This is a genomic window from Citrobacter sp. Ce129, from assembly GCF_030334545.1.
Lineage (GTDB): Bacteria > Pseudomonadota > Gammaproteobacteria > Enterobacterales > Enterobacteriaceae > Citrobacter > Citrobacter europaeus.
In genome coordinates this window covers 241,885-267,844 of sequence record NZ_JAOWDS010000057.1, presented here as the reverse complement: position 1 = coordinate 267,844, position 25,960 = coordinate 241,885, and the positions used below count along the sequence as shown (strand labels likewise).

23 protein-coding genes are annotated in these 25,960 nt (G+C 53.0%); 12 read left to right on the top strand and 11 right to left on the bottom strand.

Annotated elements, in window-relative coordinates:
• Nucleotides 1–165: 165 nt before the first annotated feature.
• Nucleotides 166–528: a YibL family ribosome-associated protein gene (locus OGV77_RS08100; protein ID WP_043018722.1), complete on the bottom strand. Its 363-nt coding sequence runs from the start codon at nucleotides 526–528 to the stop codon at nucleotides 166–168.
• A 292-nt stretch (nucleotides 529–820) separates the two neighbouring features.
• On the opposite strand from OGV77_RS08100, the gene OGV77_RS08095 reads away from it, so the two are divergent.
• Complete coding sequence (locus tag OGV77_RS08095) at nucleotides 821–1,027, top strand: hypothetical protein (protein WP_003827334.1); 207 nt, start codon at nucleotides 821–823, stop codon at nucleotides 1,025–1,027.
• A 12-nt stretch (nucleotides 1,028–1,039) separates the two neighbouring features.
• Here the strand turns inward: OGV77_RS08095 and mtlR are convergent, their stop codons facing one another.
• The 3 genes from mtlR to mtlA all read right to left on the bottom strand — a co-directional run bounded on the left by mtlR (nucleotide 1,040) and on the right by mtlA (nucleotide 4,922).
• Nucleotides 1,040–1,630 carry a mannitol operon repressor MtlR gene (mtlR, locus tag OGV77_RS08090; protein WP_087050753.1) on the bottom strand — a complete coding sequence of 197 codons (591 nt, stop codon included), beginning with the start codon at nucleotides 1,628–1,630 and terminating at the stop codon, nucleotides 1,040–1,042.
• A complete protein-coding gene (gene mtlD / locus OGV77_RS08085) occupies nucleotides 1,627–2,775 on the bottom strand; it encodes a mannitol-1-phosphate 5-dehydrogenase (protein ID WP_043018719.1) in 1,149 nt (382 codons plus the stop codon). Before mtlD ends, mtlR begins: the two co-directional genes overlap by 4 nt.
• Before the next feature lie 230 nt (nucleotides 2,776–3,005).
• On the bottom strand, nucleotides 3,006–4,922 hold the full coding sequence (mtlA, locus tag OGV77_RS08080) for a PTS mannitol transporter subunit IICBA (RefSeq protein WP_043018718.1): 1,917 nt from the start codon (nucleotides 4,920–4,922) through the stop codon (nucleotides 3,006–3,008).
• A gap of 530 nt (nucleotides 4,923–5,452) precedes the next feature.
• Between mtlA and OGV77_RS08075 the strand changes: the two genes are divergently transcribed.
• The 9 genes from OGV77_RS08075 to OGV77_RS08035 all read left to right on the top strand — a co-directional run bounded on the left by OGV77_RS08075 (nucleotide 5,453) and on the right by OGV77_RS08035 (nucleotide 15,783).
• Nucleotides 5,453–5,815: a DUF3302 domain-containing protein gene (locus tag OGV77_RS08075; protein WP_043018717.1), complete on the top strand. Its 363-nt coding sequence runs from the start codon at nucleotides 5,453–5,455 to the stop codon at nucleotides 5,813–5,815.
• 2 nt (nucleotides 5,816–5,817) lie between these two features.
• Complete coding sequence (locus OGV77_RS08070) at nucleotides 5,818–6,954, top strand: HlyD family secretion protein (protein WP_087050754.1); 1,137 nt, start codon at nucleotides 5,818–5,820, stop codon at nucleotides 6,952–6,954.
• 70 nt (nucleotides 6,955–7,024) lie between these two features.
• On the top strand, nucleotides 7,025–7,633 hold the full coding sequence (locus OGV77_RS08065; protein ID WP_075145483.1) for a glutathione S-transferase: 609 nt from the start codon (nucleotides 7,025–7,027) through the stop codon (nucleotides 7,631–7,633).
• 225 nt (nucleotides 7,634–7,858) lie between these two features.
• A complete protein-coding gene (selA, locus tag OGV77_RS08060; protein ID WP_087050755.1) occupies nucleotides 7,859–9,250 on the top strand; it encodes an L-seryl-tRNA(Sec) selenium transferase in 1,392 nt (463 codons plus the stop codon).
• A complete protein-coding gene (gene selB, locus OGV77_RS08055) occupies nucleotides 9,247–11,091 on the top strand; it encodes a selenocysteine-specific translation elongation factor (RefSeq protein ID WP_043018713.1) in 1,845 nt (614 codons plus the stop codon). Before selA ends, selB begins: the two co-directional genes overlap by 4 nt.
• 189 nt (nucleotides 11,092–11,280) lie before the next feature.
• Nucleotides 11,281–12,432: an L-threonine dehydrogenase gene (gene yiaY, locus OGV77_RS08050; protein WP_087050756.1), complete on the top strand. Its 1,152-nt coding sequence runs from the start codon at nucleotides 11,281–11,283 to the stop codon at nucleotides 12,430–12,432.
• Between the two features lie 92 nt (nucleotides 12,433–12,524).
• Nucleotides 12,525–14,063 carry an aldehyde dehydrogenase AldB gene (aldB, locus tag OGV77_RS08045; RefSeq protein ID WP_043018711.1) on the top strand — a complete coding sequence of 513 codons (1,539 nt, stop codon included), beginning with the start codon at nucleotides 12,525–12,527 and terminating at the stop codon, nucleotides 14,061–14,063.
• 254 nt (nucleotides 14,064–14,317) lie between these two features.
• A complete protein-coding gene (locus tag OGV77_RS08040) occupies nucleotides 14,318–14,641 on the top strand; it encodes a DUF3302 domain-containing protein (RefSeq protein WP_047407908.1) in 324 nt (107 codons plus the stop codon).
• A 5-nt stretch (nucleotides 14,642–14,646) separates the two neighbouring features.
• Complete coding sequence (locus tag OGV77_RS08035) at nucleotides 14,647–15,783, top strand: HlyD family secretion protein (RefSeq protein WP_047407922.1); 1,137 nt, start codon at nucleotides 14,647–14,649, stop codon at nucleotides 15,781–15,783.
• Nucleotides 15,784–15,864: 81 nt separating this feature from the next.
• Here the strand turns inward: OGV77_RS08035 and OGV77_RS08030 are convergent, their stop codons facing one another.
• Nucleotides 15,865–16,818: a LysR family transcriptional regulator gene (locus tag OGV77_RS08030; RefSeq protein ID WP_087050757.1), complete on the bottom strand. Its 954-nt coding sequence runs from the start codon at nucleotides 16,816–16,818 to the stop codon at nucleotides 15,865–15,867.
• 121 nt (nucleotides 16,819–16,939) lie between these two features.
• Here OGV77_RS08030 and OGV77_RS08025 point away from each other — a divergent pair, with 121 nt between their 5' ends.
• Nucleotides 16,940–17,680 carry a MipA/OmpV family protein gene (locus OGV77_RS08025; protein ID WP_087050758.1) on the top strand — a complete coding sequence of 247 codons (741 nt, stop codon included), beginning with the start codon at nucleotides 16,940–16,942 and terminating at the stop codon, nucleotides 17,678–17,680.
• Nucleotides 17,681–17,771: 91 nt separating this feature from the next.
• Here OGV77_RS08025 and OGV77_RS08020 read toward each other — a convergent pair whose 3' ends face one another.
• A complete protein-coding gene (locus tag OGV77_RS08020; RefSeq protein ID WP_080625962.1) occupies nucleotides 17,772–19,727 on the bottom strand; it encodes a glycoside hydrolase family 127 protein in 1,956 nt (651 codons plus the stop codon).
• A 10-nt stretch (nucleotides 19,728–19,737) separates the two neighbouring features.
• Nucleotides 19,738–21,138 carry an MFS transporter gene (locus OGV77_RS08015; protein ID WP_087050759.1) on the bottom strand — a complete coding sequence of 467 codons (1,401 nt, stop codon included), beginning with the start codon at nucleotides 21,136–21,138 and terminating at the stop codon, nucleotides 19,738–19,740.
• Nucleotides 21,139–21,390: 252 nt separating this feature from the next.
• Between OGV77_RS08015 and OGV77_RS08010 the strand changes: the two genes are divergently transcribed.
• On the top strand, nucleotides 21,391–22,206 hold the full coding sequence (locus OGV77_RS08010) for a helix-turn-helix domain-containing protein (protein ID WP_043018704.1): 816 nt from the start codon (nucleotides 21,391–21,393) through the stop codon (nucleotides 22,204–22,206).
• A gap of 4 nt (nucleotides 22,207–22,210) precedes the next feature.
• On the opposite strand, the gene araD is transcribed toward OGV77_RS08010, so the two are convergent.
• The 4 genes from araD to OGV77_RS07990 are packed head-to-tail and all read right to left on the bottom strand — an operon-like array spanning nucleotide 22,211 to nucleotide 25,917.
• A complete protein-coding gene (gene araD / locus OGV77_RS08005; protein ID WP_087050760.1) occupies nucleotides 22,211–22,906 on the bottom strand; it encodes an L-ribulose-5-phosphate 4-epimerase in 696 nt (231 codons plus the stop codon).
• On the bottom strand, nucleotides 22,900–23,760 hold the full coding sequence (locus tag OGV77_RS08000; protein ID WP_087050761.1) for an L-ribulose-5-phosphate 3-epimerase: 861 nt from the start codon (nucleotides 23,758–23,760) through the stop codon (nucleotides 22,900–22,902). Before OGV77_RS08000 ends, araD begins: the two co-directional genes overlap by 7 nt.
• Nucleotides 23,753–24,415, bottom strand: coding sequence for a 3-keto-L-gulonate-6-phosphate decarboxylase UlaD (ulaD, locus tag OGV77_RS07995; RefSeq protein ID WP_087050827.1), 663 nt, complete (start codon nucleotides 24,413–24,415; stop codon nucleotides 23,753–23,755). The genes OGV77_RS08000 and ulaD overlap by 8 nt, the downstream gene beginning before the upstream one ends.
• Nucleotides 24,415–25,917, bottom strand: a complete 1,503-nt coding sequence (locus tag OGV77_RS07990; protein WP_087050762.1) for an FGGY-family carbohydrate kinase — start codon at nucleotides 25,915–25,917, stop codon at nucleotides 24,415–24,417. The genes ulaD and OGV77_RS07990 overlap by 1 nt, the downstream gene beginning before the upstream one ends.
• Nucleotides 25,918–25,960 lie beyond the last annotated feature (43 nt).

Here is a 25,960-nt window from a genome sequence, read left to right as displayed (position 1 = left end):
AGGGGTAATGACAATGAATGGTTAATCAAATGTTATCTATTGGCAACGGTATTGTACGCGCATTTTAATGAAATGTGAGGTGCTGGTGGGATCTGACTGAAATTGGTAGGGCCAATTGCGAGGTGAAATGAAGGACCGGGCAAGCGGATGTTGCCCGGTGGGAGATTAGAACTCGCTCTTCGCGAAGCCCGTCATCTCTTTCAGGCCCATTTCACGGCCAAGCTCGGTCATCGGGTGAACGACAATCAGGCCGCGCACGCTCTTCTTCAGCTTGCCCATATCCGCCTGCTCTTTTTTGGTGATGGCGCGACGGAAAGGGAGTTTCGTCAGCTTTTGCGCTTCTTTGCTCAGCTTCTGGCCATGGACTTCACGCAGACGCGCAATCTCGGTTTCCAGAGTTTCTTTCTCTTGTTCCAGCTCGGCATATTTGTCGGCGGCTTCAACCAGAGACAGGTCAGCCTGCTGGTGGCGGATAGCGTCCAGACGATCGCTCAGGCGTTTAATTTCGTTTTTTTCGACTTCTTTCATAGGATAGCTTCTGATAAAAATAGGATGAATATCCTATAGTATGCGCGCAGAGCGGGATTATTCACAACTAATCGAAGATAAATAATCAAATGCCGCAAGTATTATTCAGCTAATGGAAATACTACCATTTTGATTAATAAGGAATTTTAAGCGATAAGATCGGCCATGGCGCTTTTTATTGGCGGGTTCATAGTGAAGCACGTTTTCCTCAATGTAATTGCCCAACCGATCCTAAACTTAAATGATCAACCGCGCAGGCTGAGCGTGGTTAATACATGGAGGAGGGAAGATTATGGCGAAAATAGGTGAGAACGTTTCGGTCCTTATTGATAAGACGGTCGATTTTATGGCTTCAAGCCAGGCTTTTCGCGAGTATCTGAATAAAACACCACCGCGCAACGTTGTCCCTTCTGAAATACCGCAGGAGAATGCGCAGCTGTATCTGCAACGTCTGGCGTACTATCGGCAGCTTTATCGACCGCAACAGGAAGAGAAGTAAGCCTGCAGGGTCTTATTTTTGAAAGGCTTTTTTTAAGCTGATTTTAGAAATCAGCTCGGTCAGGGAAAGTACCATCGTGGAGCGCACCATCTGCTGGTAGCGCTGGATCTGCATCGCGTGCAGACCTGAGTCTGAGGTATCAAACTGCGGTGGCGGCGGGAGTGCCGTCACGCAGTGGAGTTCGCCAAACGGACCAAGAATTTCGTCGTCGGTGAACGCATATTCATTGCCGTCATGGTTTAACTCTTCCCGCAGCGCCATCAGAAGCTCCGCGTCTTCATACTCCGGCCGGCTGAGTACGCCCAGACCGTAGATGAGCTTCAGGCGAACGGAAAGATCGCCCAGCGGACCATCGCCGTCAAGCAGCGGTTCTACAGCATATTTCACCGCATAGTCGTCTTTGCGAAATACCTGAAGCACAAGAATATTCACCGCCTCGGTGAGCAGTTCTACGGCGGTGATGAGGAAGCTGCGTACGGTTTTGCCAGCATTCAGACGCTCAAGCACACGATTTTCAAAGGCCTGCGTTTGTTCCATTATTGCCTGCATATCTGACAATCTGTCATTTTGGCGCAGGCTGACCTGCGCCAGATTCTCTATCATTTGGTCGCGTTATATGCGTTAACCGCCTCCGCCACCACATCACTGTTGGCATCCAGGCCGGAGATCTGCGCCAGCGCGGCCTGTGGACCTTTTTCGTCAATCAGCGCGGCCAGTTCCTGTGCCTGCGGATCTTCCTCACTGCGATAGTGCATTGCAGCGGCAATACCGGTGACCAGATTGGCGTGCGGCAGAGCATACTCCAGCGTGCCCAGCAGCGGTTTAATCAGACGATCGCCCGCGCTCAGCTTACGCAGCGGCTGACGACCCACGCGCTCAACGTCATCTTTCAGATACGGGTTTTCAAAGCGACCGAGGATTTTCTGAATGTATGCCGCATGTTTTGCTGCATCAAAGCCATAGCGTTTGATCAGTACCGCGCCGCTCTCTTCCATCGCACCTTTTACCACTGCGCGGATTTTCTCGTCGAGAATCGCGTCACGGATGGTCTGATGACCGGTCAATTTTCCGAGGTACGCGGTTATAGCATGCCCGGTGTTCAGCGTGAAGAGTTTACGTTCGACAAATGCCATCAGGTTATCAGTTAATTCCATTCCCGGGATGTTCGGCAATTCGCCTTTAAACTGCGTTTTGTCGACAATCCACTCACTGAAGGTTTCAACGGTAACTTCCAGCGGGTCATTGGTCGCAGAGGCTGAAGGAGGAACAATACGGTCCACGGCGGAATCGACGAAGCCAACATGTTCTTCAACCCAGGCTTTGTCTTCATCTGCCAGCGCGTTCATTACATGGCCTTTCAACTGGGTCGTTCCGCGCACCATGTTTTCACAGGCGATGATATTTAGCGGAGTAGCTATGCCCTGTGCCTTGCGTTTAACCAGCCCTTTGGCGATGGCCGGAGCGATGCGCTCAAGCACGACCGGACCGACGGCGGTAGTGACTAAATCTACATGGGCAATCAGGTCGACGACATCATCGCCGATGCTGCTCACGGCGTTGACGCCGGAGACGGTATCAACCTGCTCGTTTTCACCCACCACATGAACCTGATAGCTATGACGGGCATTCAGGGCATCGAGCACGACCTGGTTTACATCCGCGAACGTCAGCTGTATCCCCGCGTCCGCCAGCAATTTGCCGATAAAGCCACGACCGATATTACCTGCGCCAAAATGTAATGCTTTCATAGTATTAACCTTCATTAATGTTTTTACCCAAGAGGGCTGGGGTGAGGGACTGCATAGATTTCCCCTCAACCTAACCCTCTCCACAAGGGAGAGGATATCGCCTTCATATTTCGAACTGCAGATGCGTTGGCTCTCCTCGCTCACCCCAGTCACGTACTTATGTACGCTTCTGGGGATTCACTGCGTTGCCGCCTTCCTGCAGCTCGAACTATTTTGGAGATACTTAAGCGTTAAGCTTTTTTACCCGCCAGCAATTCCAGAACTTCATCCACGCTGGTGGTATGGGCCAGACGTTCGATCACAGATTCATCATCCAGAGCGTTGGTCAGGCTGGTAATCACCTGGATGTGCTCGTTGTTACGTGCTGCGATACCAATTACCAGGCGGGCAATATCATCTTCTTCTTCACCGAAGCGAACGCCTTCCGGGTATTGGCAGAACACCACACCGGTTTTCAGCACGCGGTCTTTGGCTTCAACCGTACCATGCGGTACTGCGATGGACTCGCCGAGGTAAGTCGGGGTCAGTTTTTCGCGGTCCAGCATTGCCTCAACGTATTCTGGCTCAACGTAACCACCTTTCACCAGTTGCTCACCGGCAAAGCGAATCGCTTCCTCTTTGTTAGTGGCTTTACGGCCAAGGAAGATATTCTCCGCACCCAGCTTGAACAGGTGGGTATCACCCTCTTCAAAGCTGTCTTTCAGGTGATCGCGGACTTTCACTTCATTCACGTTGTGGCGCTGTGCCGCAACCAGACGTTCGGTCAGGCTGGAGTACAGACCGCTGTCGAGGAAGTTGGTCAGCGAAATGTGCTGTGCCTGAGGCACCTGGCGCATCGCGCGTTCGGTCAGGTCACGGTGGGTAATGACCAGATCCACATCCGGCGGCAGATTGTTAATCGCGCTGTTGGTGACAGAAATCTGAGACAGACCGGCATCCTGCACTTTCTTACGCAGTACGCCCGCACCCATGGCGCTGGAACCCATACCGGCATCGCAGGCAACGATGATTTTACGCACATGGCTCAGGTCGTTAGTCACGTCGCCAGCCGCCAGCGGAGATGCGCCTTTAGATTCCGCTTTCATGTCGTGCATACGACGTGTGGCAGCATCAATGTCATCATCTTCTTTTACTTTGCTGGTTTTCAGCAGAATGGCTGAGACTACAAAGGAGACCGCCATTGCTGCACAGATAGCGGCGATGTTAGCGAAGTAAGCCCCCTTCGGCGTCATTGCCAGCACGGCCAGGATAGAACCCGGAGAGGCCGGAGAAACCAGACCGCCGTTCAGGATAGTCAGGGTAAATACGCCAGTCATACCGCCGAGGATAACGGCCAGAATCAGACGTGGGTTCATCAGCACGTACGGGAAGTAAATTTCGTGGATACCACCCAGGAAGTGAATGATTGCCGCGCCGCCCGCAGACTGCTTAGCGCTGCCGCGACCGAAGAACATGTATGCCAGCAGGACGCCCATACCCGGACCCGGGTTAGCTTCAATCAGGAAGAAGATGGATTTGCCCATCTCATGGGATTGCTGAATACCCAGCGGTGAGAAAATACCGTGGTTGATGGCGTTATTGAGGAACAGGATTTTCGCCGGTTCAACGAAGATAGACGCCAGCGGCAGCATGTCATGGACAACCATGAAGTTAACCCCTGCCGCCAGGATTTTGGACAGAGCTTCAACCAATGGGCCAATGCCAAGGAATGCCAGAATGGCGAGGATCATCCCGATGATGCCTGCGGAGAAGTTATTCACCAGCATCTCAAAACCGGACTTGATCTTACCGTCTACCCAGTTGTCGAAATGTTTGATAGCCCAGCCGCCCAGCGGACCTGCGATCATCGCGCCGAGGAACATTGGCATATCAGCACCGACGATAACGCCCATGGTGGTGATAGCACCAACCACGCCGCCACGCTCGCCGCCAACCAGCTTACCACCGGTATAACCGATCAGTAGCGGCAGCAGATAGGTGATCATTGGGCCGACAAGCTTCGCCAGCGTTTCGTTCGGCAACCACCCTGTCGGAATGAATAATGCGGTGATAATACCCCACGCGATAAACGCGCCGATATTTGGCATCACCATGTTGCTGAGGAATCGACCAAAGCTTTGCACCTTGATCTTAATATCGGATGACATAAAAACACCCCTTCTTATGTTTGCTATCGCGCAGGCTGAAAGCCCGAGGTTTGTTAATGTAGCGGCAGGAGGTAGCCGGACCCTGTAGATACTGCGAAATCTGGCACTGAATCGTTCAACTGTCCAGTCGACGCCCTTTTGTGTGACTTCCGTCACGTAAATATAGGGTGTGGGGCGCTAGTTAATGTGATCTTAATCACAAAATACCGGTACAAAAAAACATCACTGGATCAGAATTCGCCAAAAACGAGGGGTAAATGTGAACTGATTCACATTTTTGCTTTTGCTGTTTGTTGAATCTTTGTGATGTAGATCGCAAAGTATTTTTATCTGCATTTGCCCGGATGTGATCTACAGCAGGTTCTACCCCCGACATTTTTATTGCAAAAGAAAGCAACTTCTCACCAGAAAAAATATTTTTTTTGTGGTATGGCGAAAACCCCAAACTGCAGTTATGTTCAAAACATCAGCCTGGGTGCATACGGCTGCCGGCATAAAAAAACTCTAATTAGCGTGAATTCGAGGCAGGTATGTTTCTTAATTATTTCGCGTTGGGCGTGCTGATCTTCGTATTTCTGGTGCTGTTTTATGGAATCATCGCCATCCACGATATCCCCTATAACATGGCTAAGAAGCGCAACCATCCTCATGCCGATGCCATCCACACGGCGGGATGGGTGAGTCTTTTTACATTGCATGTTATTTGGCCATTCCTGTGGATTTGGGCGACGCTCTACCAGCCTGAGCGTGGCTGGGGCATGCAGTCACACATCACGTCGACCGGAAAGGATCCAGACCCCGAGATTGCTGCGCTGGCAGCGCGCATCAGCCAGTTGGAAAAAAGACTGGATGGGGAGAATAAAACCGATAACTCCACCTTTCCGGAGATTTAATCATGGATTTGTTGATTGTCCTGACCTATGTGGCATTCGCCTGGGCCATTTTTAAAATATTCCGTATTCCGGTCAACCAATGGACGCTTGCAACCGCTGCATTAGGCGGCGTGTTTATTGTGGCGGGACTCATCTTATTAATGAACTATAACCACCCGTATACCTTTACGGCGCAAAAAGCGGTTATTTCAATTCCTGTTACCCCGCAGGTCACGGGAATTGTTAGTGAGGTGACAGATAAAAATAATCAGCTGATTAAAAAAGGCGAGGTGTTATTTAAACTCGATCCTGTGCGTTATCAGGCGCGGGTTGACAGACTCCAGGCAGACCTGGTGACCGCGACGCATAATATCGACAATCTGAAAGCACAGCTGTCGGAAGCGGTCGCTAATACCACCCGCGTGTCTGCGGAACGTGACCGCCTGTATAAGGATTATCAACGCTATCTGAAGGGTAGCCAGGCGAAGGTTAACCCGTTTTCCGAAAGTGATATCGACAATGCCCGCCAGAACTATCTGGCTCAGGATGCGCTGGTGAAAGGCTCAGTAGCGGAACAGACGCAGATTCAGAGCCAGTTAGACAGTATGGTCAACGGGGAGCAATCCCAGGTCGCCTCCCTGCGCGCCCAGCTTGCCGAAGCCAAATACAATCTTGAGCAGACTATCGTCCGTGCCCCCAGCAACGGCTATGTTACGCAGGTGCTTATTCGTCCCGGGACCTACGCTGCCGCGCTGCCTCTGCGCCCAGTGATGGTGTTTATTCCGGAACAGAAACGACAAATCGTGGCGCAATTCCGCCAGAACTCGCTGTTGCGCCTGAAACCGGGCGATGAAGCGGAAGTGGTGTTTAATGCGCTACCAGGTCAGGTTTTCTCCGCTAAGTTGACCTCCATTCTGCCGGTTGTGCCGGGCGGTTCTTATCAGGCTCAGGGGGCATTACAATCCTTAACGGTGGTGCCGGGTACCGATGGGGTGCTGGCCACGATTGAACTGGATCCTAATGCCGATGTAGATGCGTTGCCGGACGGTATCTATGCCCAGGTGGCGGTCTATTCTGACCATTTCGCCCACGTGTCGGTGATGCGTAAAGTGTTGCTGCGCATGACCAGTTGGATGCATTACCTTTATTTGGATCATTGAGATCGTCATCACCTGCCATTTACGGCGACCTGAGCCATACTGATATTTTTGTTGGCAAAAAGGACCCGGCATGAAACTCATCGGCAGCTATACCAGCCCTTTTGTGCGTAAAATTTCTATTCTGTTACTGGAAAAGGGCATCACCTTCGAATTTGTGAATGAACTCCCCTATAACGCGGATAGCGGCGTGGCGCGCTATAACCCGCTAGGAAAAGTGCCCGCGCTGGTCACCGATGAGGGCGAGTACTGGTTTGACTCCCCGATCATTGCGGAATATATCGAGCTGCTGGATATTGCGCCAGCTATGCTGCCGCGTGAACCGCTGGCGGCGCTGAAGGTACGCCAGTTGGAAGCGCTGGCAGACGGCATTATGGATGCGGGTTTAGTCTCGGTGCGTGAGCAGGCTCGCCCCGCCGCGCAGCAGTCAGAAACGGAACTGTTACGCCAGCGGGAAAAGATTACCCGTAGTCTGGATATGCTGGAGGGCTATCTGGCGGACGGTACGCTGAAAACGGATACGGTTAACCTGGCAACCATTGCGATTGCTTGTGCCGTCGGTTATCTCAATTTCCGTCGGGTCGCGCCCGGCTGGTGTGTTGATCGCCCGCGCCTGGTCAAACTGGTGGAAACGCTCTTTCAACGCGAAAGTTTTGCCCGTACTGAACCGCCAAAGGCTTGATACACATTTACACTTCATCCTTCAAGCTGCCTCTTTGTTGGCAGCGTTTCTTCGCCCCAGTTACGTACTATTCGTACGCTCCTGGGGACTCATTCTCTTGCCGCCTCGATGCATCTTGAATGATTTTGTGTATGTATGTCCGCCTGAGCAAAGTCACGGTACAATCCTTCCTATATCGATATCCCTCTCCACGGTGGAGAGGGCCACCAACAGCCAGGCCCTTTCATGACAACCGACATGCGTTCACTCTACAGCCAGCTTCCCGCTATCGATCGTTTATTGCGCGATAGCGCCTTCCCAGCCTTACGTGAGTCTCACGGTCATACCCGAGTGGTTGACCTGCTGCGTCATATGCTCGACGAAGCCAGAGAAGCCATCCGCGACACGCACGCGCTCCCGGCATGGTGTGAGGACTGGGCGCAAGAAGCCAGCGCCCGGCTGGAACGAGAATCGCAAAGCGCGCTGCGTCCGGTGATTAACCTGACCGGCACGGTGCTGCACACCAACCTTGGTCGCGCGTCGCAGGCAGAAGAAGCGATCGAGGCGGTGGTGCAGGCGATGCGCACGCCGGTGACGCTGGAATACAGCCTGGATGATGCCGGGCGTGGACATCGGGATCGGGCCCTGGCGGATTTACTCTGCCGTCTGACGGGGGCGGAAGACGCCTGTATCGTTAATAACAATGCAGCAGCGGTTTTACTGATGTTGGCCGCCACGGCTAACGGCAAAGAGGTGGTCGTTTCACGCGGCGAACTGGTAGAAATTGGCGGCGCGTTTCGTATTCCGGACGTTATGTGCCAGGCCGGATGTATGCTGCGTGAAGTGGGTACCACCAACCGGACCCATGCGAAAGATTACCGTCAGGCGGTGAATGAAAACACCGGGCTGCTGATGAAGGTGCATACCAGTAATTACAGCATCGAAGGCTTTACGAAGTCGGTGGGTGAGGCTGAGCTGGCCGCTATTGGTAAGGAGCTGGATGTACCGGTGGTGGCGGATCTCGGCAGTGGCTCGCTGGTCGATCTCAGCCAGTATGGACTGCCGCAGGAGCCGATGCCGCAGCAACTGATTGCCGCTGGCGTCAGTCTGGTGAGCTTTTCTGGCGATAAATTACTGGGCGGGCCGCAGGCCGGGATCATCGTCGGTAAAAAAGAGATGATCGCTCGCTTACAGAGCCATCCGCTGAAACGTGCATTACGGGCTGATAAAATGACGTTGGCTGCGCTGGAAGCGACGCTGCGGCTTTATCTGCACCCGGAAGCATTGGCGACGAAGCTGCCGACGCTACGCCAGCTCACCCGTTCGCAAGAGGCTGTCCATGCGCAGGCCCAACAATTACAGGCACGGCTTGCTGAGCATTACGGCGACGAATTCGCCCTGAATGTGATGCCTTGCCTGTCGCAGATTGGCAGCGGCTCGCTACCTGTTGATAGGCTGCCCAGCGCGGCATTAACCTTTACCCCCCACGACGGGCGCGGTAGCCGCCTTGAAGCGCTGGCCGCTCGCTGGCGTACGTTGCCCGTGCCGATCATTGGGCGAATTTATGATGGTCGCATGTGGCTGGATCTGCGCTGCCTTGAAGACGAGACCCGGTTTATGGAGATGATGCTGAAATGATTATTGCAACCGCCGGACACGTTGACCACGGAAAAACAACGTTATTACAGGCGATTACCGGCGTGAATGCCGACCGTCTGCCGGAAGAAAAAAAGCGCGGCATGACCATCGATCTCGGCTATGCCTACTGGCCGCAGCCGGACGGACGGATACTGGGATTTATCGATGTTCCGGGACACGAAAAGTTTTTGTCCAACATGTTGGCAGGTGTCGGCGGGATTGACCACGCGCTGCTGGTGGTGGCGTGTGATGATGGCGTGATGGCGCAAACGCGTGAGCATTTGCAAATTTTGCAACTGACGGGTAATCCGCAGATCACCGTGGCGCTCACGAAAGCCGACCGCGTGGATGAGGATCGCATCAACGCGGTACGTGCCGAGGTGCACACCACGCTTGAGAATTATGGTTTCGCCGGTGCGGTTCTGTTCGTGACGGCCGCCAGTGAAGGTCGTGGGATTGAAGAACTGCGCGAGCATTTGCTGCAATTAACGTCGCGCGAGCATGCCTGCGATCGCAGCTTTCGCCTGGCGATTGACCGTGCCTTTACGGTCAAAGGCGCGGGGCTGGTGGTGACCGGGACGGCGCTTAGCGGTGAAGTGAATATCGGTGACACGCTGTGGCTCACGGGCGTCAACAAACCGATGCGCGTACGTAGCCTGCATGCGCAAAATCAGGCCACCGAACGCGCGCAGGCGGGGCAACGTATCGCGCTGAATATTGCCGGCGATGCGCAAAAAGAAGAACTTAACCGCGGCGACTGGCTACTTTCCGATGCGCCGCCGGAGGCTTTTACCCGCGTAATTGTTTCTTTAGAACATGCCGCGCCGCTGATGCAGTGGCAACCGCTGCATATTCACCACGCGGCCAGTCATGTAACCGGGCGAATCTCGCTGCTTGAAGGAACGCTGGCGGAACTGGTGTTTGATACACCGCTCTGGCTTGCTGATAACGACCGTCTGGTGCTGCGCGATATTTCTGCCCGCACGACGCTAGCAGGTGCGCGCGTGGTAACGCTCAATCCGCCGCGTCGCGGGAAACGTAAGCCGGAATATCTGCAGTGGCTGTCGGCGCTGGAAAAGGCGCAGAGTGACGGCGACGCCCTGGCGCTGCATCTGACGCGTGGGGCGGTGAATATTCCTGATTTCGCCTGGGCGCGCCAGCTCAACGGCAACGGGATGCGTCCGTTGATTGAGCAACATGGTTTTATTCAGGCGGGATACAGCCTGTTGAATGCTCCCGTTGCGGCGCGCTGGCAGCGAAAAGTCCTCGATACGCTGGCGACCTACCACGAACAGCACCGTGATGAGCCAGGGCCTGGACGCGAACGTCTGCGGCGTATGGCTTTGCCGATGGAAGACGAAGCGCTGGTCTTGCTGCTGATTGAAAAGATGCGCGAGAGCGGTGCCATCCATAGCCATCATGGCTGGCTGCATTTGCCGGATCATAAGGCGGGTTTCAGCGATGAGCAGCAGGCAATCTGGCTAAAAGCAGAACCGCTTTTTGGCGATGAACCGTGGTGGGTACGCGATCTGGCAAAACAGACGGGTACGGATGAGCAAATGATGCGCGTGGCGTTACGACAAGCGGCACAGCAAGGCATTATTACCGCGATCGTTAAAGATCGCTATTACCGTAACGATCGGATTGTGGCCTTTGCCAATATGATCCGCGAGCTGGATCAGGAACGGGGATCGACCTGTGCGGCTGATTTCCGCGACAGGCTGAACGTTGGGCGCAAATTGGCTATTCAGATTCTGGAATATTTTGACCGCATTGGTTTTACGCGTCGCCGGGGAAATGATCATTTATTACGCGATGCGTTATTGTTTCCGGAAAAATAATGAAACAATTAATTCATGGTTTAAATGAATTAATACAAAATATATGTTGATTGAAATAAGCACATTAGATTCTAAGCCTAATGTGCTTTTTTATTTATGGTGTTATTAAAATAACCACCACGATCATATTTTGTTGAAAAATTCACACGTATGCTTCCTGGCTCTTCAGAATAAAATAAGGAACGTACAATGGCTGCTTCAACATTTTTTATTCCTTCCGTGAATGTAATTGGCGCTGATTCATTAAAAGACGCGATGAATACAATGGCGGAATATGGTTTTCGCCGTACGCTGATTGTCACAGATGCCATGCTGACGAAATTAGGTATGGCTGGCGAGATTCAAAAGGCATTACAGGAACGTGATATTTTCAGCGTCATTTACGACGGTACGCATCCTAATCCCACGACCAGTAACGTCGCTGCTGGCCTGCAAATGTTGAAAGAAAACCAATGTGATAGCGTTATTTCCCTCGGCGGTGGTTCTCCGCACGATTGTGCAAAAGGTATTGCGCTGGTGGCGGCTAACGGCGGCGATATTCGCGATTACGAAGGCGTGGATCGCTCAGCAAAACCTCAGTTGCCGATGATCGCCATTAACACCACCGCGGGTACGGCGTCGGAGATGACGCGTTTTTGCATTATTACCGATGAAGTACGCCATATTAAAATGGCGATTGTGGATAAGCATGTTACGCCGCTGCTGTCCGTTAATGACTCCTCGCTGATGGTCGGTATGCCGAAGTCTCTGACGGCGGCCACTGGTATGGATGCGCTGACCCACGCTATCGAAGCCTACGTTTCTATTGCTGCAACCCCAATTACCGATGCTTGCGCGCTGAAAGCGGTCACCATGATTGCGGAAAACCTGCCGGTCGCTGTTGAAGACGGCAGCAATGCTCTGGCACGTGAGGCTATGGCCTACGCGCAGTTCCTCGCAGGCATGGCCTTTAACAACGCTTCTCTGGGTTACGTGCACGCCATGGCGCACCAGTTGGGTGGTTTCTACGATCTGCCGCACGGTGTATGTAACGCTGTTTTGCTGCCGCATGTGCAGGTTTTCAATAGTAAAGTGGCTGCCGCTCGTCTGAGTGATTGCGCTAAGGCGATGGGCGTGGACGTTGCTGGCTTGAGCGCAGAGCAAGGGGCGGAAGCTTGCATCGCGGCGATCCGCGAACTGGCGCAGAAAGTGAATATTCCTGCCGGTCTGCGTGAGCTGAACGTGAAGGAAGAAGATATTGCCGTACTGGCGACCAATGCCCTGAAAGATGCCTGCGGTTTCACTAACCCGATTCAGGCGACTCATGAAGAAATTATGGCGATTTATCGCGCAGCCATGTAATTCGTGATACCTGTCGTAAAGCAGGAAATGGCTGGCGAATAATTCGCCAGCCCCGTCTACCCTTGTAGTACCCCTACAGCAAGGAGACGGTCATGACCAATAATCCCCCTTCAACGCGTATTTATCCCGGCGAATATGGTTACCCTCTGAAGTTAAAAGCCCGATACGATAACTTTATCGGTGGTGACTGGGTTGCACCGGTGGACGGCGAGTATTACCAAAACCTGACGCCGGTAACCGGGCAATTACTGTGCGAAGTGGCCTCTTCCGGCAAAAAGGATATCGATCTCGCCCTGGATGCCGCGCACAAGATAAAAGACAAGTGGGCGCAGACATCCGTGCAGGACAGGGCGGCGATTCTGTTCAAAATCGCCGATCGCATGGAGCAAAATCTCGAGCTGCTGGCGACGGCAGAAACCTGGGATAACGGTAAACCTATCCGCGAAACCAGCGCGGCAGACGTGCCGCTGGCGATTGACCATTTCCGCTATTTCGCTTCCTGTATTCGTGCGCAGGAAGGGGGAATCAGTGAGGTTGATAGCGAGACCGTGGCGTATCACTTCCATGAACCTCTTGGTGTGGTAGGGCAAATTATCCCGTGGAACTTCCCGCTACTGATGGCCAGTTGGAAGATGGCGCCCGCGCTGGCGGCGGGTAACTGCGTGGTGCTTAAACCTGCGCGTCTGACGCCGCTGTCCGTACTGCTGTTGATGGAAGTCATCGGCGATCTTCTCCCACCAGGCGTAGTAAACGTGGTAAACGGCGCGGGTGGAGAAATCGGTGAATATCTGGCGACATCTAAACGCATTGCGAAAGTGGCGTTTACCGGCTCAACGGAAGTCGGGCAGCAGATCATGCAGTACGCCACGCAGAATATTATCCCTGTCACGCTGGAGCTGGGTGGGAAATCTCCCAATATCTTCTTTGCAGACGTGATGGATGAAGAAGATGCGTTCTTTGACAAAGCGCTGGAAGGCTTTGCGTTGTTTGCCTTCAACCAGGGCGAAGTGTGTACCTGTCCAAGCCGTGCCCTGGTGCAGGAATCCATTTACGAACGTTTTATGGAAAGAGCGATTCGCCGGGTGGAAAGTATTCGTAGCGGCAACCCGTTAGACAGCGTGACGCAAATGGGCGCGCAGGTGTCGCATGGTCAACTGGAAACCATCCTGAATTACATCGATATTGGTAAGAAAGAAGGGGCAGATATTCTCACCGGCGGGCGGCGTAAGCAGCTGGATGGCGAGTTAAAAGAGGGTTACTACCTCGAACCGACCATTTTGTTTGGTAAGAATAATATGCGGGTTTTCCAGGAGGAGATCTTCGGACCGGTACTGGCCGTCACGACCTTCAAAACCATGGAAGAGGCGCTGGAAATCGCCAATGACACCCAATACGGTCTCGGTGCTGGCGTCTGGAGTCGTAACGGAAATCTGGCGTACAAGATGGGCCGCGGTATTCAGGCGGGGCGTGTATGGACCAACTGTTACCATGCTTACCCGGCGCATGCGGCGTTCGGCGGTTACAAGCAGTCGGGCATCGGGCGCGAGACGCACAAGATGATGCTCGAGCATTATCAGCAAACCAAATGCCTGCTGGTGAGTTACTCAGATAAACCGCTGGGGCTGTTCTAATATCCCGTCACTTACTGCCCGGACGCGTTTAGCGTACCGGGCATCCCCAGGATGCTTACTCAGGTAAGTGGCTGGGGTGAACGAACGCAGCCAACAAAGAAGCAGCTCGATAGACGACGGGTATATATAGAAACCCATATATCGTTATATAAATAACACCATTGCATCCAATCTGGTCATTCCACTACTATTATCAACTCTATTGTTTAAATCAAACAGCAGCCGAATTTTTAATTTAAATCCCTGAGGCAAATATGTTCCTTGATTATTTTGCATTAGGAGTGCTTATTTTTGTATTCCTGGTCATTTTTTACGGGATTATTATTCTGCATGATATTCCCTATCTAATTGCAAAGAAACGTAACCATCCACATGCTGACGCAATACACGTCGCGGGCTGGGTTAGTTTGTTTACCTTACATGTTATTTGGCCCTTTTTGTGGATCTGGGCAACGCTTTATCGCCCCGAGCGCGGATGGGGCATGCAGAGCGCGGATCCTTCCCTGATCCAGCTTCAGGCACGGGTGGCCGATCTGGAAAAGAAACTGGGTGAGGCGAAGACCTCTCCGGCGGAGTAATATCGATGGATTTACTGATTGTTCTGACCTATGTGGCGTGCGCATGGTCAATATTTAAAATATTTAAAATTCCTGTAAATAAATGGACAGTACCCACTGCAGCCTTAGGCGGTATATTTATTGTTTGCGGGCTGATATTACTGATGAATTATAACCATCCGTATACATTTAAGGCGCAAAAGGCGGTAATTTCAATTCCCGTAGTGCCACAGGTAACGGGTGTCGTGACAGAAGTGACGGATAAGAAAAATACGCTGATCAAAAAAGGCGAGGTTCTTTTTAAGCTTAATCCGGGACGTTATCAGGCACGGGTAGATCGTCTGAAAGCTGATATAGTCACCGCACAGCATAAAGAGCAGGCTCTGGTGGCACAGTTAGACGAAATGCAAGCCAACACGCAGCAGGCAAAGGCCACGCGCGACAAACTGGCTAAAGATTACCAGCGCTATGCGCAGGGGAGTCAGGCGAAGGTGAATCCTTTTTCTGAACGCGATATCGACGCGGCGCGGCAAAACTATCTGGCGCAGGAAGCCGCGGTGAAATCCTCCGTTGCAGAACAACAGCAAATCCAGAGTCAGTTAGACAGCCTGGTGCAGGGTGAGAATTCGCAAATTGCCAGCCTGAAAGCACAGTTAGCTGAAGCGGAATTCAATCTGGATCAGACCGTGGTTCGCGCGCCCAGCGATGGTTACGTAACCCAGGTGCTGATGCGCCCCGGAACCTACGCCGCCGCGCTGCCGATGCGCCCGGTGATGGTGTTTATTCCGGATCAAAAACGGCAAATTATCGCCCAGTTCCGTCAAAACTCGCTGCTGCGACTGGAGCCCGGCGATGAAGCGGAAGTGGTGTTTAACGCCCTGCCGGGTAAGGTATTTAGCGGCAAACTGGCTGCTATCAGCCCAGCCGTACCGGGGGGGACATACCAGTCGAACGGGGCGCTACAATCCTTAAACTCGACGCCCGGTTCGGAAGGGGTGATCGCCACAATTGAGCTAAATGAAAATGCGGATGTGAGCGCATTACCTGATGGGATTTACGCCCAGGTCGCCGTTTACTCTGACCACTTCGAGCATGTGTCGGTCATGCGTAAGGTCTTGCTGCGGATGACCAGCTGGGTGCATTACCTGTATCTCGACCACTAGGTGCAGGCTATTTTTGACCCTGGGCAGTGTTCAAACTACCTGCGCCAATAACGCCTGTTGAGTCTGGTATCCTCATTTTGCTTACTCAGTCTGCTGCTCCAGCGACTGAGTAAGCTGCTGGCGGATCTCTGCCAACATCTCATCAAGAATAAACTGTACCCGCCATGGCTGGTATTCACGCTTGCGGAAAATCGCCACCAAATCCAGCCACCATTCATGTTGTTCTGAGAAACATGGGACCAGCAATCCGGATTGAACATCTTTTTGTACACTTGCATTCGGCGCAAAAACAATGCCCAGATGGTTACGTGCAAGCGCCAACGCAGACTGTGTATTGTCGCAGACATAATTTCCGGTCACCCGATAATCGTGCATTTCCTTGCCGCCGGCGGAGGTGAAGCGCCAGATATTGGCATCATCTATCATCATGGAATCAATCAGAATGCAGGAATGTTCTTCCAGCTCATCAGGACTACTAATAGGATGTTGTTTGATGTATTCAGGGCTGGCAAATGCCGTCACTGCATATTTGGTAATAAAACTGGCGACCAGTGATTCATCTTTAGGGTGTGCATAGGTGATTAAAACATCACAATCATCAGGAAAGTCGACGCCTTCATAAAATGCTTTACGTTCAAGGTTACATGTTTTAAGTGAGAGGCTAATGCTGCCGATATTCTGAATTTTTGCAATAACATGTTGCGATAAGTAAGCAATAATTCCCGTTGGTGCATAGACCGTTACCCGCCCACGTTTTTCATGCTTATAATCAGCAATGAAACTATTGAGCTGATCGTTTCTTTCCAGCATATCATTGATGTAAGGAAGCAGCGCCGTACCAAACGGCGTAAGAGTTAGCTGCCGAGTGGTGCGGTCAAACACCTTTAATCCAACTTTTGATTCGAAATCAGCCAGGTACTTGCTGACGTTGGCCTGTGCGATGCCGAGAACCGTAGCGGCATGACTGATGTTTTCACTGGCAGCAATTACCGAAATAATTTTCAGTTCCCGGTGTTTGAGTTGTAATTTGTTCATCGCCAAACCCAATATATATATGTTTGTATATATTACTATATAAATATGAATGTTGCATCGATGAAATTGTAAGCATTATTATGCACGCGCTTTGTAGCTTATTTTAAAATGGAATGTTGGCATGTTAATTAAACGCAATATTGTGGCGCTGTTCGCCTTTTCTTTTATGGCGAGTGCAACTGCCGCAGAATTTTCTATTGGTGCTGGCGCTGTATATAATGAATCTCCTTATCGTGGATATAATGATAACGTTCGCGCAGTACCGCTTGTCAGTTATGAAAGTGAATCCTTTTATTTTAGGCAAACAACGTTAGGTTATATTCTTTCAAAAAACGAAAGTAATGAATTTAGCATTACTGCCTCATACATGCCGCTTGAGTTTGATCCAGGTGATAACGACGATCATGCGATGAAAAAGCTGGATAAGCGTGACGCGACCGCCATGGCGGGCGCTGCGTGGTATCACCATCAGAAATGGGGCAGTGTGAAAGTCTCCGCCGCAGCGGATGTGCTGGATAACAGCAATGGCTGGGTCGCGGAAATGTCTCTGTTCCGCCAAATGCCGATGGGCAAGCTAACGCTGACGCCGGCGATTGGCGTGCTCTACTATGACGAAAACTTCAACGAATATTACTACGGCATCTCTGGCAATGAATCCCGCCGTAGTGGGTTATCAAGCTACTCTCCTGGGGACAGCTGGACACCGTATGTTGGCCTGTCCGCTAAATACGCGTTGACCAGCAACCTGACGCTGCTGGCCAGCGCCAACTACAGTGCGCTGCCGGACGACATTAAAAATAGCCCGATGGTTGATCGCGATGACAGCTTCACCTTGATGTCCGGTCTGACCTGGCGTTTCTGATTCTCACCCGTTTGTCCTCAGGGAGGAGGGCAATCTTTTCAGTCGCCAGACCGGATAAGACGCGAAACGTCGTCATCCGGTACGCTTACCGTTACTGCTCGTTTACCCAGATTCGCATTTCGCCTTCACCACGGTTCGCCCAGCTAAACCACGGAATAAACGTCAGCGTATGCGCCTGGCGAGAAGCCGGTGAAATATCATAGTGCCACAAGGATTGCTGCGTCGCGTCGGCGCAGCTTTGCTTCACGCCTTCAGCCTGAATTAACATCTTATGGCTGAACAGCCCCTTACCCTCGAACACCCTGAATTCGCTCTCTTTCGCCAGCCACAGATTATGCAGTTCTTCGCCGTTGTCGGCCTGCTCCAGGCAATACACCAATGGCCCACGTTGAATAGCGACCTTACCGGCAACATGACGCACCAGTGGGTTTCCGTACACCCGACGCACTGGCATTGGCAGAGTCAGACTGAGCGTATCGCCCTCCTGCCAGGTTCGGCTGATGTGCAAATAGCCTTTGCGAATATCCTGCTCAACCGGTTGACCATTCAGCAAAACCTGCGGCGCGGAGCACCAGTCAGGCAAGCGCAAGGCCAGGGTGTGATACACCGACTGCGGAGATTCAATGGCGATTTTCACCTGCTCATGCCATGGATAATCCCCGCTAATGCGCAGTTTGAGCGCGCCATCTGCCACGGGGACTTCCATGCTATTGCCCACATACATATTGATATACAGCGCGTCCTGACGTGGCGTGTAGATGTAATGGCCAATTGAGGTTAAGACGCGGGCGATATTGGGCGGACAGCAGGCGCAGCCGAACCAGCGTTGGCGAACGGGCTTCACGTGGTCGTAAATGTGATTGAATTTTAATGACTTAGGGTGTACTTCCAGTGGGTTAACGTAGAAGAAGTGTTTACCGTCCAGCGCCATGCCGCCGAGAACGGTGTTATACAGGGCGCGCTCCATGACGTCGGCATACTGGCTGTCGGCCTCCATTTCCAGCATTCTGCGGGCGAACATCATCAGTCCGATTGAAGCGCAGCTTTCCGCGTACACGGAGTCGTTGGGCAGATCGTAATCACTGCTAAACGCCTCGCCACTGCTTTGAGAGCCGATCCCGCCGGTAATGTACAACTGGCGCTGGGCCATATTTTTCCACAGACGCAGGCAATCCTGACGCTTGCCTTCGTCCTGGCTTAAACGTGCCAGGTGCGCCACGCCGGTCATCAGATAAACAAAGCGCACCGCGTGACCGATAGCCGTTTGCTGTTCTGAAATGGGCTGATGTGCCTGGCTGTAGGGTTTATCTTTCACCATCCACGCCGGGCCGTAAGTGTGCCAGTAAGAGGTTTGCCCCCGCTTTTCGTACTCTTCGTCATAGAAATGGGGCTGAGCGCCGCGCTGCTCAACAAAGTAATTTACCAGCGCCATATAGCGTGGCTGCTGAGTCACTTCATATAAGCGCATTAAGGCCAGCTCGATTTCCGGGTGTCCGGGGTAGCCGCGTAACTGATTTTCACCAAGCCCAAACACGCTGTCGATATGATCCGCCAGGCGGCACACCACTTCTAACAGACGACGCTTACCCGTCGCCTGGAAGAATGCGACGCCCGCTTCAATTAAATGACCGGCGCAGTACAGTTCATGGCATTCGGCGAGGTTGGTCCAGCGTTCATCCGGAGCTTTTACCGTGAAGTAAGTATTGAGATAGCCGTCTGCACACTGTGCCGCAGCCACCAGTTCAATGACCTCATCAGCGGTTTTCTCAAGTTCCGCATCGGGTTTCTGGCACAGGGACCAGGCGACGGCCTCCAGCCATTTCGCCACGTCGCTATCCTGAAAAACCATGCCGTAAAACTCGCCGTCCTGCAGCCCCGCGGCGATACGAAAGTTTTCTATCGCATGGCTTGGTTCCGCCTCTGCAATGCGGTCATTAAGCGCATCCCACTGGTAGGGGATCACCACATCACGCACCAACTGCTGATATTGTCCGAGGAACGGATCGCTGACCGTGAGCTTATGCAGGTCGACTTCCAGTACGTTCATTTCATGCTCCTTAAGGCTGTACATGACGCTGACGCAGATCGGTGGCAATGCGCGACATCATCGGGTTATTGAGTTTGCAAAGGCGGATAGACAGCGCCAGCAGCAGGTGGAACAGCGCGGGCAGCAGCGTTTCCATCGCGGTAATCCCTTGCAGCGAACTGGCGGTTTGGTTGCCAGCGCCTGGCTGATAGGCGACAAAAATAAACAACAGGCTGATGATCCCCGCGCTTGAGGCCCAGGCCAGCTTGATGAAAAACAGGTTGAAGGCGAAATTCATGCCGGAAGAACGCACGCCGGTTTTCCACTCGCCGTAGTCGTCGGCAAAGGCCATCAGCGAGAAATGCAGCGGCAGCGTAAAGCCCAGAATAATACCGTTGCCGAGGATCACCGCCAGCCACAGCGTCTGATAAGCCGGACCGGTGGGCAGGAACCACATCAGCACCGCCAGCGCCGTCAGCACCAGGTTGGTGTAGTAATAGAGTTTGACGGTATCCATGCGGCGGGTCAGCGGGCTGACGATCACCGAACCGATGATGGACGCGAAGGTGACCATGGTGAAAAACAGCGACGTGTAAGCGGTGCTGCCCTCCAGCACATAGGTAATGAAGTACATGTACCCGCCGCCGCGAATATTAAAGACGTTAATCAGCAGGAAAGACATTACCAGCATCAGTAATAGCTGATCATTTTTGCGCAGCCCGCCAATGTGTTCGCGCAGGGTAAATTTCCCCATCATCGCCAGCGGCACGCGCTCGCGCACCCAGAAGAAGCAGCACAGGAACATCACTACCGCGATGGCGCACAGGATACCCACGCCGAACTGATAACCCTGCGCAGCGTTGCCCTGACCCAGAACATCCACCATCCACGGCAGGCCGACGGAGACAAGGAATCCCGCCACGCCGCACAACACAAAGCGCCAGGACTGGCAGGCGATCACCTCATTGTGGCGGGTGGTCATGGTGTTGATCAGCGCACAGTACGGCACGTTGATGGCGGTATAGCCGACGGAGAGCAGCAGATAGGTGCCGAACGCCCAGGCAATTTTTACGCTCATGCTGGCGTCAGGGACGGTAAACGTGAGTACGCCAATAATGCCAATGGGAATTGCCACCCACAGCTGCCAGGGGCGAAAGCGCCCCCAGCGACTTTGGGTACGGTCGGCCAGCACGCCCATTATCGGGTCGGAAATGGCGTCAAATACGCGCAGGGCAATAAACAATGTACCAACCAGTGCGGGCGTTAACCCGAAGACATCGGTGTAGAAAAATGTCAGGAAGTTCATGATCAGACAGGTAATGACCGTCCCGCCCGCATCGCCTAACCCATAGCCTATTTTTTCACGCAGAGAGAGTTTGTCGTCCTGGGCACGCTGTGCCAAATCGGATGTCGTAATCGGAGCCGAAGTCATAAATAACTCCCGGAGAGAATGTTCAGAAAAATTCCCGCTACACTGCGGGTTATTTGTGGGTAATTTGCAAAGTACGTTATTTATTCTGCACGAAATGTTTGGAGCAACAAGGGAAGAGAAAAGTATAAAAAGATAACAATTCCGACTTCATTTAGAAAATGTGATTTCGATCCGGTGAAACCTGGGTTTATCGTGAATAATCAATAATAAAGACCGATTTAAATAATGCTGAAAGCGGGAATTTGAATATATATGCTCGAATTATCCATGTCTCTTCCGATTAAAGTACAAAATGGCGGATTATTTATTTCCCGGGGCGTGGGCAGTCATCCTGCGCGACGATTGCAATCCTGGGAAATTATCTTTGTCGAAAAAGGGACATTAACGATTCGCGAAGGCCAGACCGTTTTTTGCGTGAATGCCGGAGAAAGTTTGCTGCTGTGGCCGCAGCGCTCGCATATTGGCGTTGGGCAATTTCCGGCTGATTTGAAATTTTACTGGCTGCATTTTGAGGTGACGGCAGAAAGCGACGCATCAATAACGGAACCGTTACTTGCTATCCCTCAACATACCCGGGTGAGCGAGCCACAATATATTATCTCGTTGTTTCGTCAGTTCTTACGCGAGCAGGAAAATATTCATCGCAGCATAGCGCTGGAACTGATCCTGCTGCTGATTTTGCAGCAAATATCCGCGGCTGCCAGCGAGCAACCACCAGACAGTCCGGGTAATGCGCTGGCGTGGAAAGCGCAGCAGATAATTCACACTCAGTTCCACCTGCCGATTAGTGCCTCAACGCTGGCGAAAGAGCTGCATTGCAATGCGGACTATCTGGGGCGTGTATTCCGTAGCGCGTTCCGGCTGACACTCACCGAAGCGTTGCATCGCCAGCGGGTAAGGGCGGCAGAAAAACTGTTGATCAGTGATTCGCTATCGCTTACCGAAGTGGCGATGAAATGTGGATTTAATGAGGTGGGTTATTTTCGCAAAATCTTTCGCAAGCATACCAGCCTGACGCCCGCGGCGTGGAAACGGCGCTATTGCAAAGAGCATATTAATAGCGCCTGACCCGTTACTGCCCGTAATACGCATTCACGCCATGTTTGCGCAGATAATGTTTATCCAGCAACTCAGGCTGCATATCCGGCAACTGCGGAGCTAACTGGCGCGAGAACAGCCCCATGTAGGCGCACTCTTCGAGCACCACGGCGTTATGTACGGCGTCTGCGGCGTCTTTACCCCAGGCAAACGGACCGTGTGAATGCACTAACACCGCCGGAACCTGCATCGGGTTCAGGTCTCGTTGCTCAAAAGTTTTAATGATGACTTCGCCGGTCTGATATTCATATTCACCGTTGATCTCCTCAACGGTCATCAGACGGGTACATGGAATAGAACCATAGAAATAATCGGCATGCGTGGTGCCCCATGCCGGGAGATCAAGACCCGCCTGCGACCAGATCGTCGCGTGGCGTGAGTGGGTATGGACGATCCCACCGATCTCAGGGTAGCGGCGGTATAGCGCCAGATGGGTTGGCGTGTCAGATGAGGGTTTTTTACTCCCTTCAACCACGTCGCCGCTGGCGATATCCACCACCACCATATCGTCGGCGGTCATCACGTCATATTCTACGCCGGATGGCTTAATCACCATCAGTGTCCGCGTTTCATCTACTGCGCTGACGTTACCCCAGGTAAAGGTGACTAAACCATGAGCCGGAAGCGCCAGATTGGCCGCCAGCACCTCGGCCTTCAGTTGTTTTAACATGGAAATCCTCCCTCCTGCATACGTGCTTCTATCCAGCGTCGTGCCTCGATAATTTCCAGTACCGGCTCTTTCGCTTTTTCAGTCCACATTTCAATCAGAAACGACCCGCGATAGTTCAGCTCATGCAGCGTTTTGAAGATACCAACAAAGTCCACACACCCTTCGCCAAAGGGCACATCGCGAAACTGGCCCGGATGGGTTTCGGTTACTGGCAGCGTGTCTTTCAGGTGGATAGCGGCGATACGGTCAATACCCAGTGTCAATTCGGCAGTGACGTCATTACCCCAGGCGCTGAGGTTGCCTACGTCCGGATAGACGGTGAACCACGGCGATGACAGCATTTCATCCCACTTTTTCCACTTGCTGATCGAGTTCATAAATGCGGTATCCATGATTTCTACCGCCAGCATGACCTGCGCGGCGGCGGCTTGCTCGACTGCCCATGCCAACCCTTCGGCAAAGCGCTGCTGCGTACCTTCGTCATGTTCCTCGTAATAGACGTCGTAGCCTGCCAGCTGAATGGTGCGAATACCGAGATCGCGCGCCAGACGAATGGCTTTGGTCATGATGTCGCGCGCCCGGACGCGTGCAGATTCATCGCGGCTGCCAAACGGAAAACGGCGATGGGCGGACAGGCACATTGAGGGGATTGCCACACCGGTTTCCAGCATCGCGCTCACCAGCGATGCGCGCTGAGTGGAACTCCAGTCGAGACGCGACAGGCGTTCATCGGTTTCATCCACTGACATTTCGACGAAATCAAAACCGCAGCTTTTCGCCAGCACCAGACGCTCCGGCCAGGAGAGGTCTTTCGCCAGCGCTTTTTCATAGATACCTAACGGATGATTACGCATACTGTGCTCCCCAGATGGCATCGATTTGCGCATGGAATTCGCCAGCAACCTGCGTTGGGTTTTTCGCCCCAGCCAGCGCGCGTCCGGCGATAAAGGCTTTGACGTTGATATCGCGAAACAGCGGCAGGTCGGCGGGCGTAATCCCGCCGGTAATCGACAGTTCCAGACCAATATCGGAAAGCGCTTTCATGCGTGCCAGATCCGCTTCTCCCCACTGTTGCCCGCTGGCCTGGGCATCGCGCCCGCGATGGTAAATCGCCTGACGAACCCCTACGCGATACCAGTCTCGGGCGTCATCCAGCGTCCAGTTGCCGAACAGTTCCATCTGAATTTCGCCGCCGCAGGACTGCGCGACGCTATGACCTTTTTCTACCGTCGCCAGCGGCGCAGCGCAGATGATGGTCATCCAGTTAGCGCCAGCATCAAACGCTTGCTGTGCGAGGGTTTCGCCCGCATCGGCCACCTTCCAGTCGGCGACGATGATTTTATTTGGGCACTGGGCGCGCAACGCTTTTACGGCGCTAAGGCCTTCGGTTAAGCAGAGAATCGTCCCCGCCTCAACGATATCAACACTCTCTTGTAGCAGTGCGACATCGCGCTGGGCCGCCTGCAGGTTGGTGTGGTCGAGCGCCAGTTGCAGTAATGGTCGACTCATCATTCGTACTCCTTAATGCGGGCGTGATAGCCCTGTAGTGCGGTAATTAAATTCTGGTATTGGCGGTATTTACGCTGGTAGCTCGCATGCGCGGCGGCGTCTGGCAGCAGCGTGCGTACCGGGTGCTGTAAGCTGCGCTGGGCGTCGCTGAAATCGTGATAAACGCCGGTGCCTACGCGGGCAGCAAGCGCTGCGCCAAAGCAGCCGGTCTCTTCAATCTGCGGCAGCTCGATACGTAAGCCGCTGACGTCGGCCAGCATTTGCATCCAGACATCTGAGTGCGCCGGACCTCCGGTGACGCGCAGGGTATGCGCCTGCGTAAAACGTTCGCGCATGCGGTTGAGGTGGGTCATGTGGCTGAAAACCACGCCTTCGTAGATGGCCTGTAATAAGTGGGCGCGAGTGTGTATAGCCTGCATGCCATAAAAGCCGCTGGTCATGTCCAGCCCGGCGTTGCTGCCGTACAAAAAGGGCAGGAAGAAAAGCTCGCTACCGGCTTTCGGTAAGCTGTCGACGGCCTGATTGACCTCATCAAAAGAGAGTTCGCCCCACTGGGCGGTAAACCATTCCAGATTGCCGGAGGAGGTCGGACTGGCTTCGTGAACGATGTACTGCCCGTCATTCACATAGCGGCCATAAACATAGGGATGGGCCTCGTGGTCACGCAGGCCGTGGGCGATCCCGCTGGTCACAGCCCAGGTTCCCATTACCGCGTTGAGGGTGTGCTCATCTTCAATACCGGCGCAGAGTGCGGTGGAAACCACATCAAACAGACCGCCGACGACGGGCGTACCCGCCGCCAGACCGGTGATGGCGGCTGTCTGAGCGGTGATTTCCCCGCATATTTCTGCTGAGCCAACGACAGGTGGCAGGGCAGCGTCGATTTCACTGATGCCCAACCATTGGGTCAGTCGCGGGTCGTACTGACCGGTGGTCATGTTGTAGAGGTTCGACTCGGAGATATTGCTTTCTTCGCAGCCTTTGACGCCGGTTAAGCACCAGCGCAGGTAATCATGGCCCATCATGACGCTGCCAATTTGCGCGTAGCGCTGAGGGGTATTCTCCTTTACCCAACGCAGGAGCGATGCCGGATGCCCGGTCCACAATGTCTGGCGGGTGACCGGGTAGAGCTGCTCAGGGATCCCATCCTGCTGCCAGCGCTGAACGATGTCCATCGCGCGTCGATCGGAAGAGAGAATGGCATTGCCCAGCGGTTTATCCTGCTTATCAAGAAGAAACAGGCCTTTGCCCTGAGCGGAAATACCGACGCCTTTAATTTGATCGCCGCAGACGCCAGTGCGTTTTAACAGACCGGCAATGGTCGCGATGCACTGTTGCCACAGTTGGTGCATATCGCGTTCGGCGTAACCGGGTAACGGCGATATTGTCTGCAGCGATTGCCGGTTAATTCCCTGCTCATGACCTTTGGCATCATACAAACCTGCTTTCAGATATGTACCGCCACAATCAATACCCAGCCAGAAGGTCGCTTTCTCACTCATCTTTGTCATCTCATTTTGACCGGATGACGCTGCGCTTATCCGG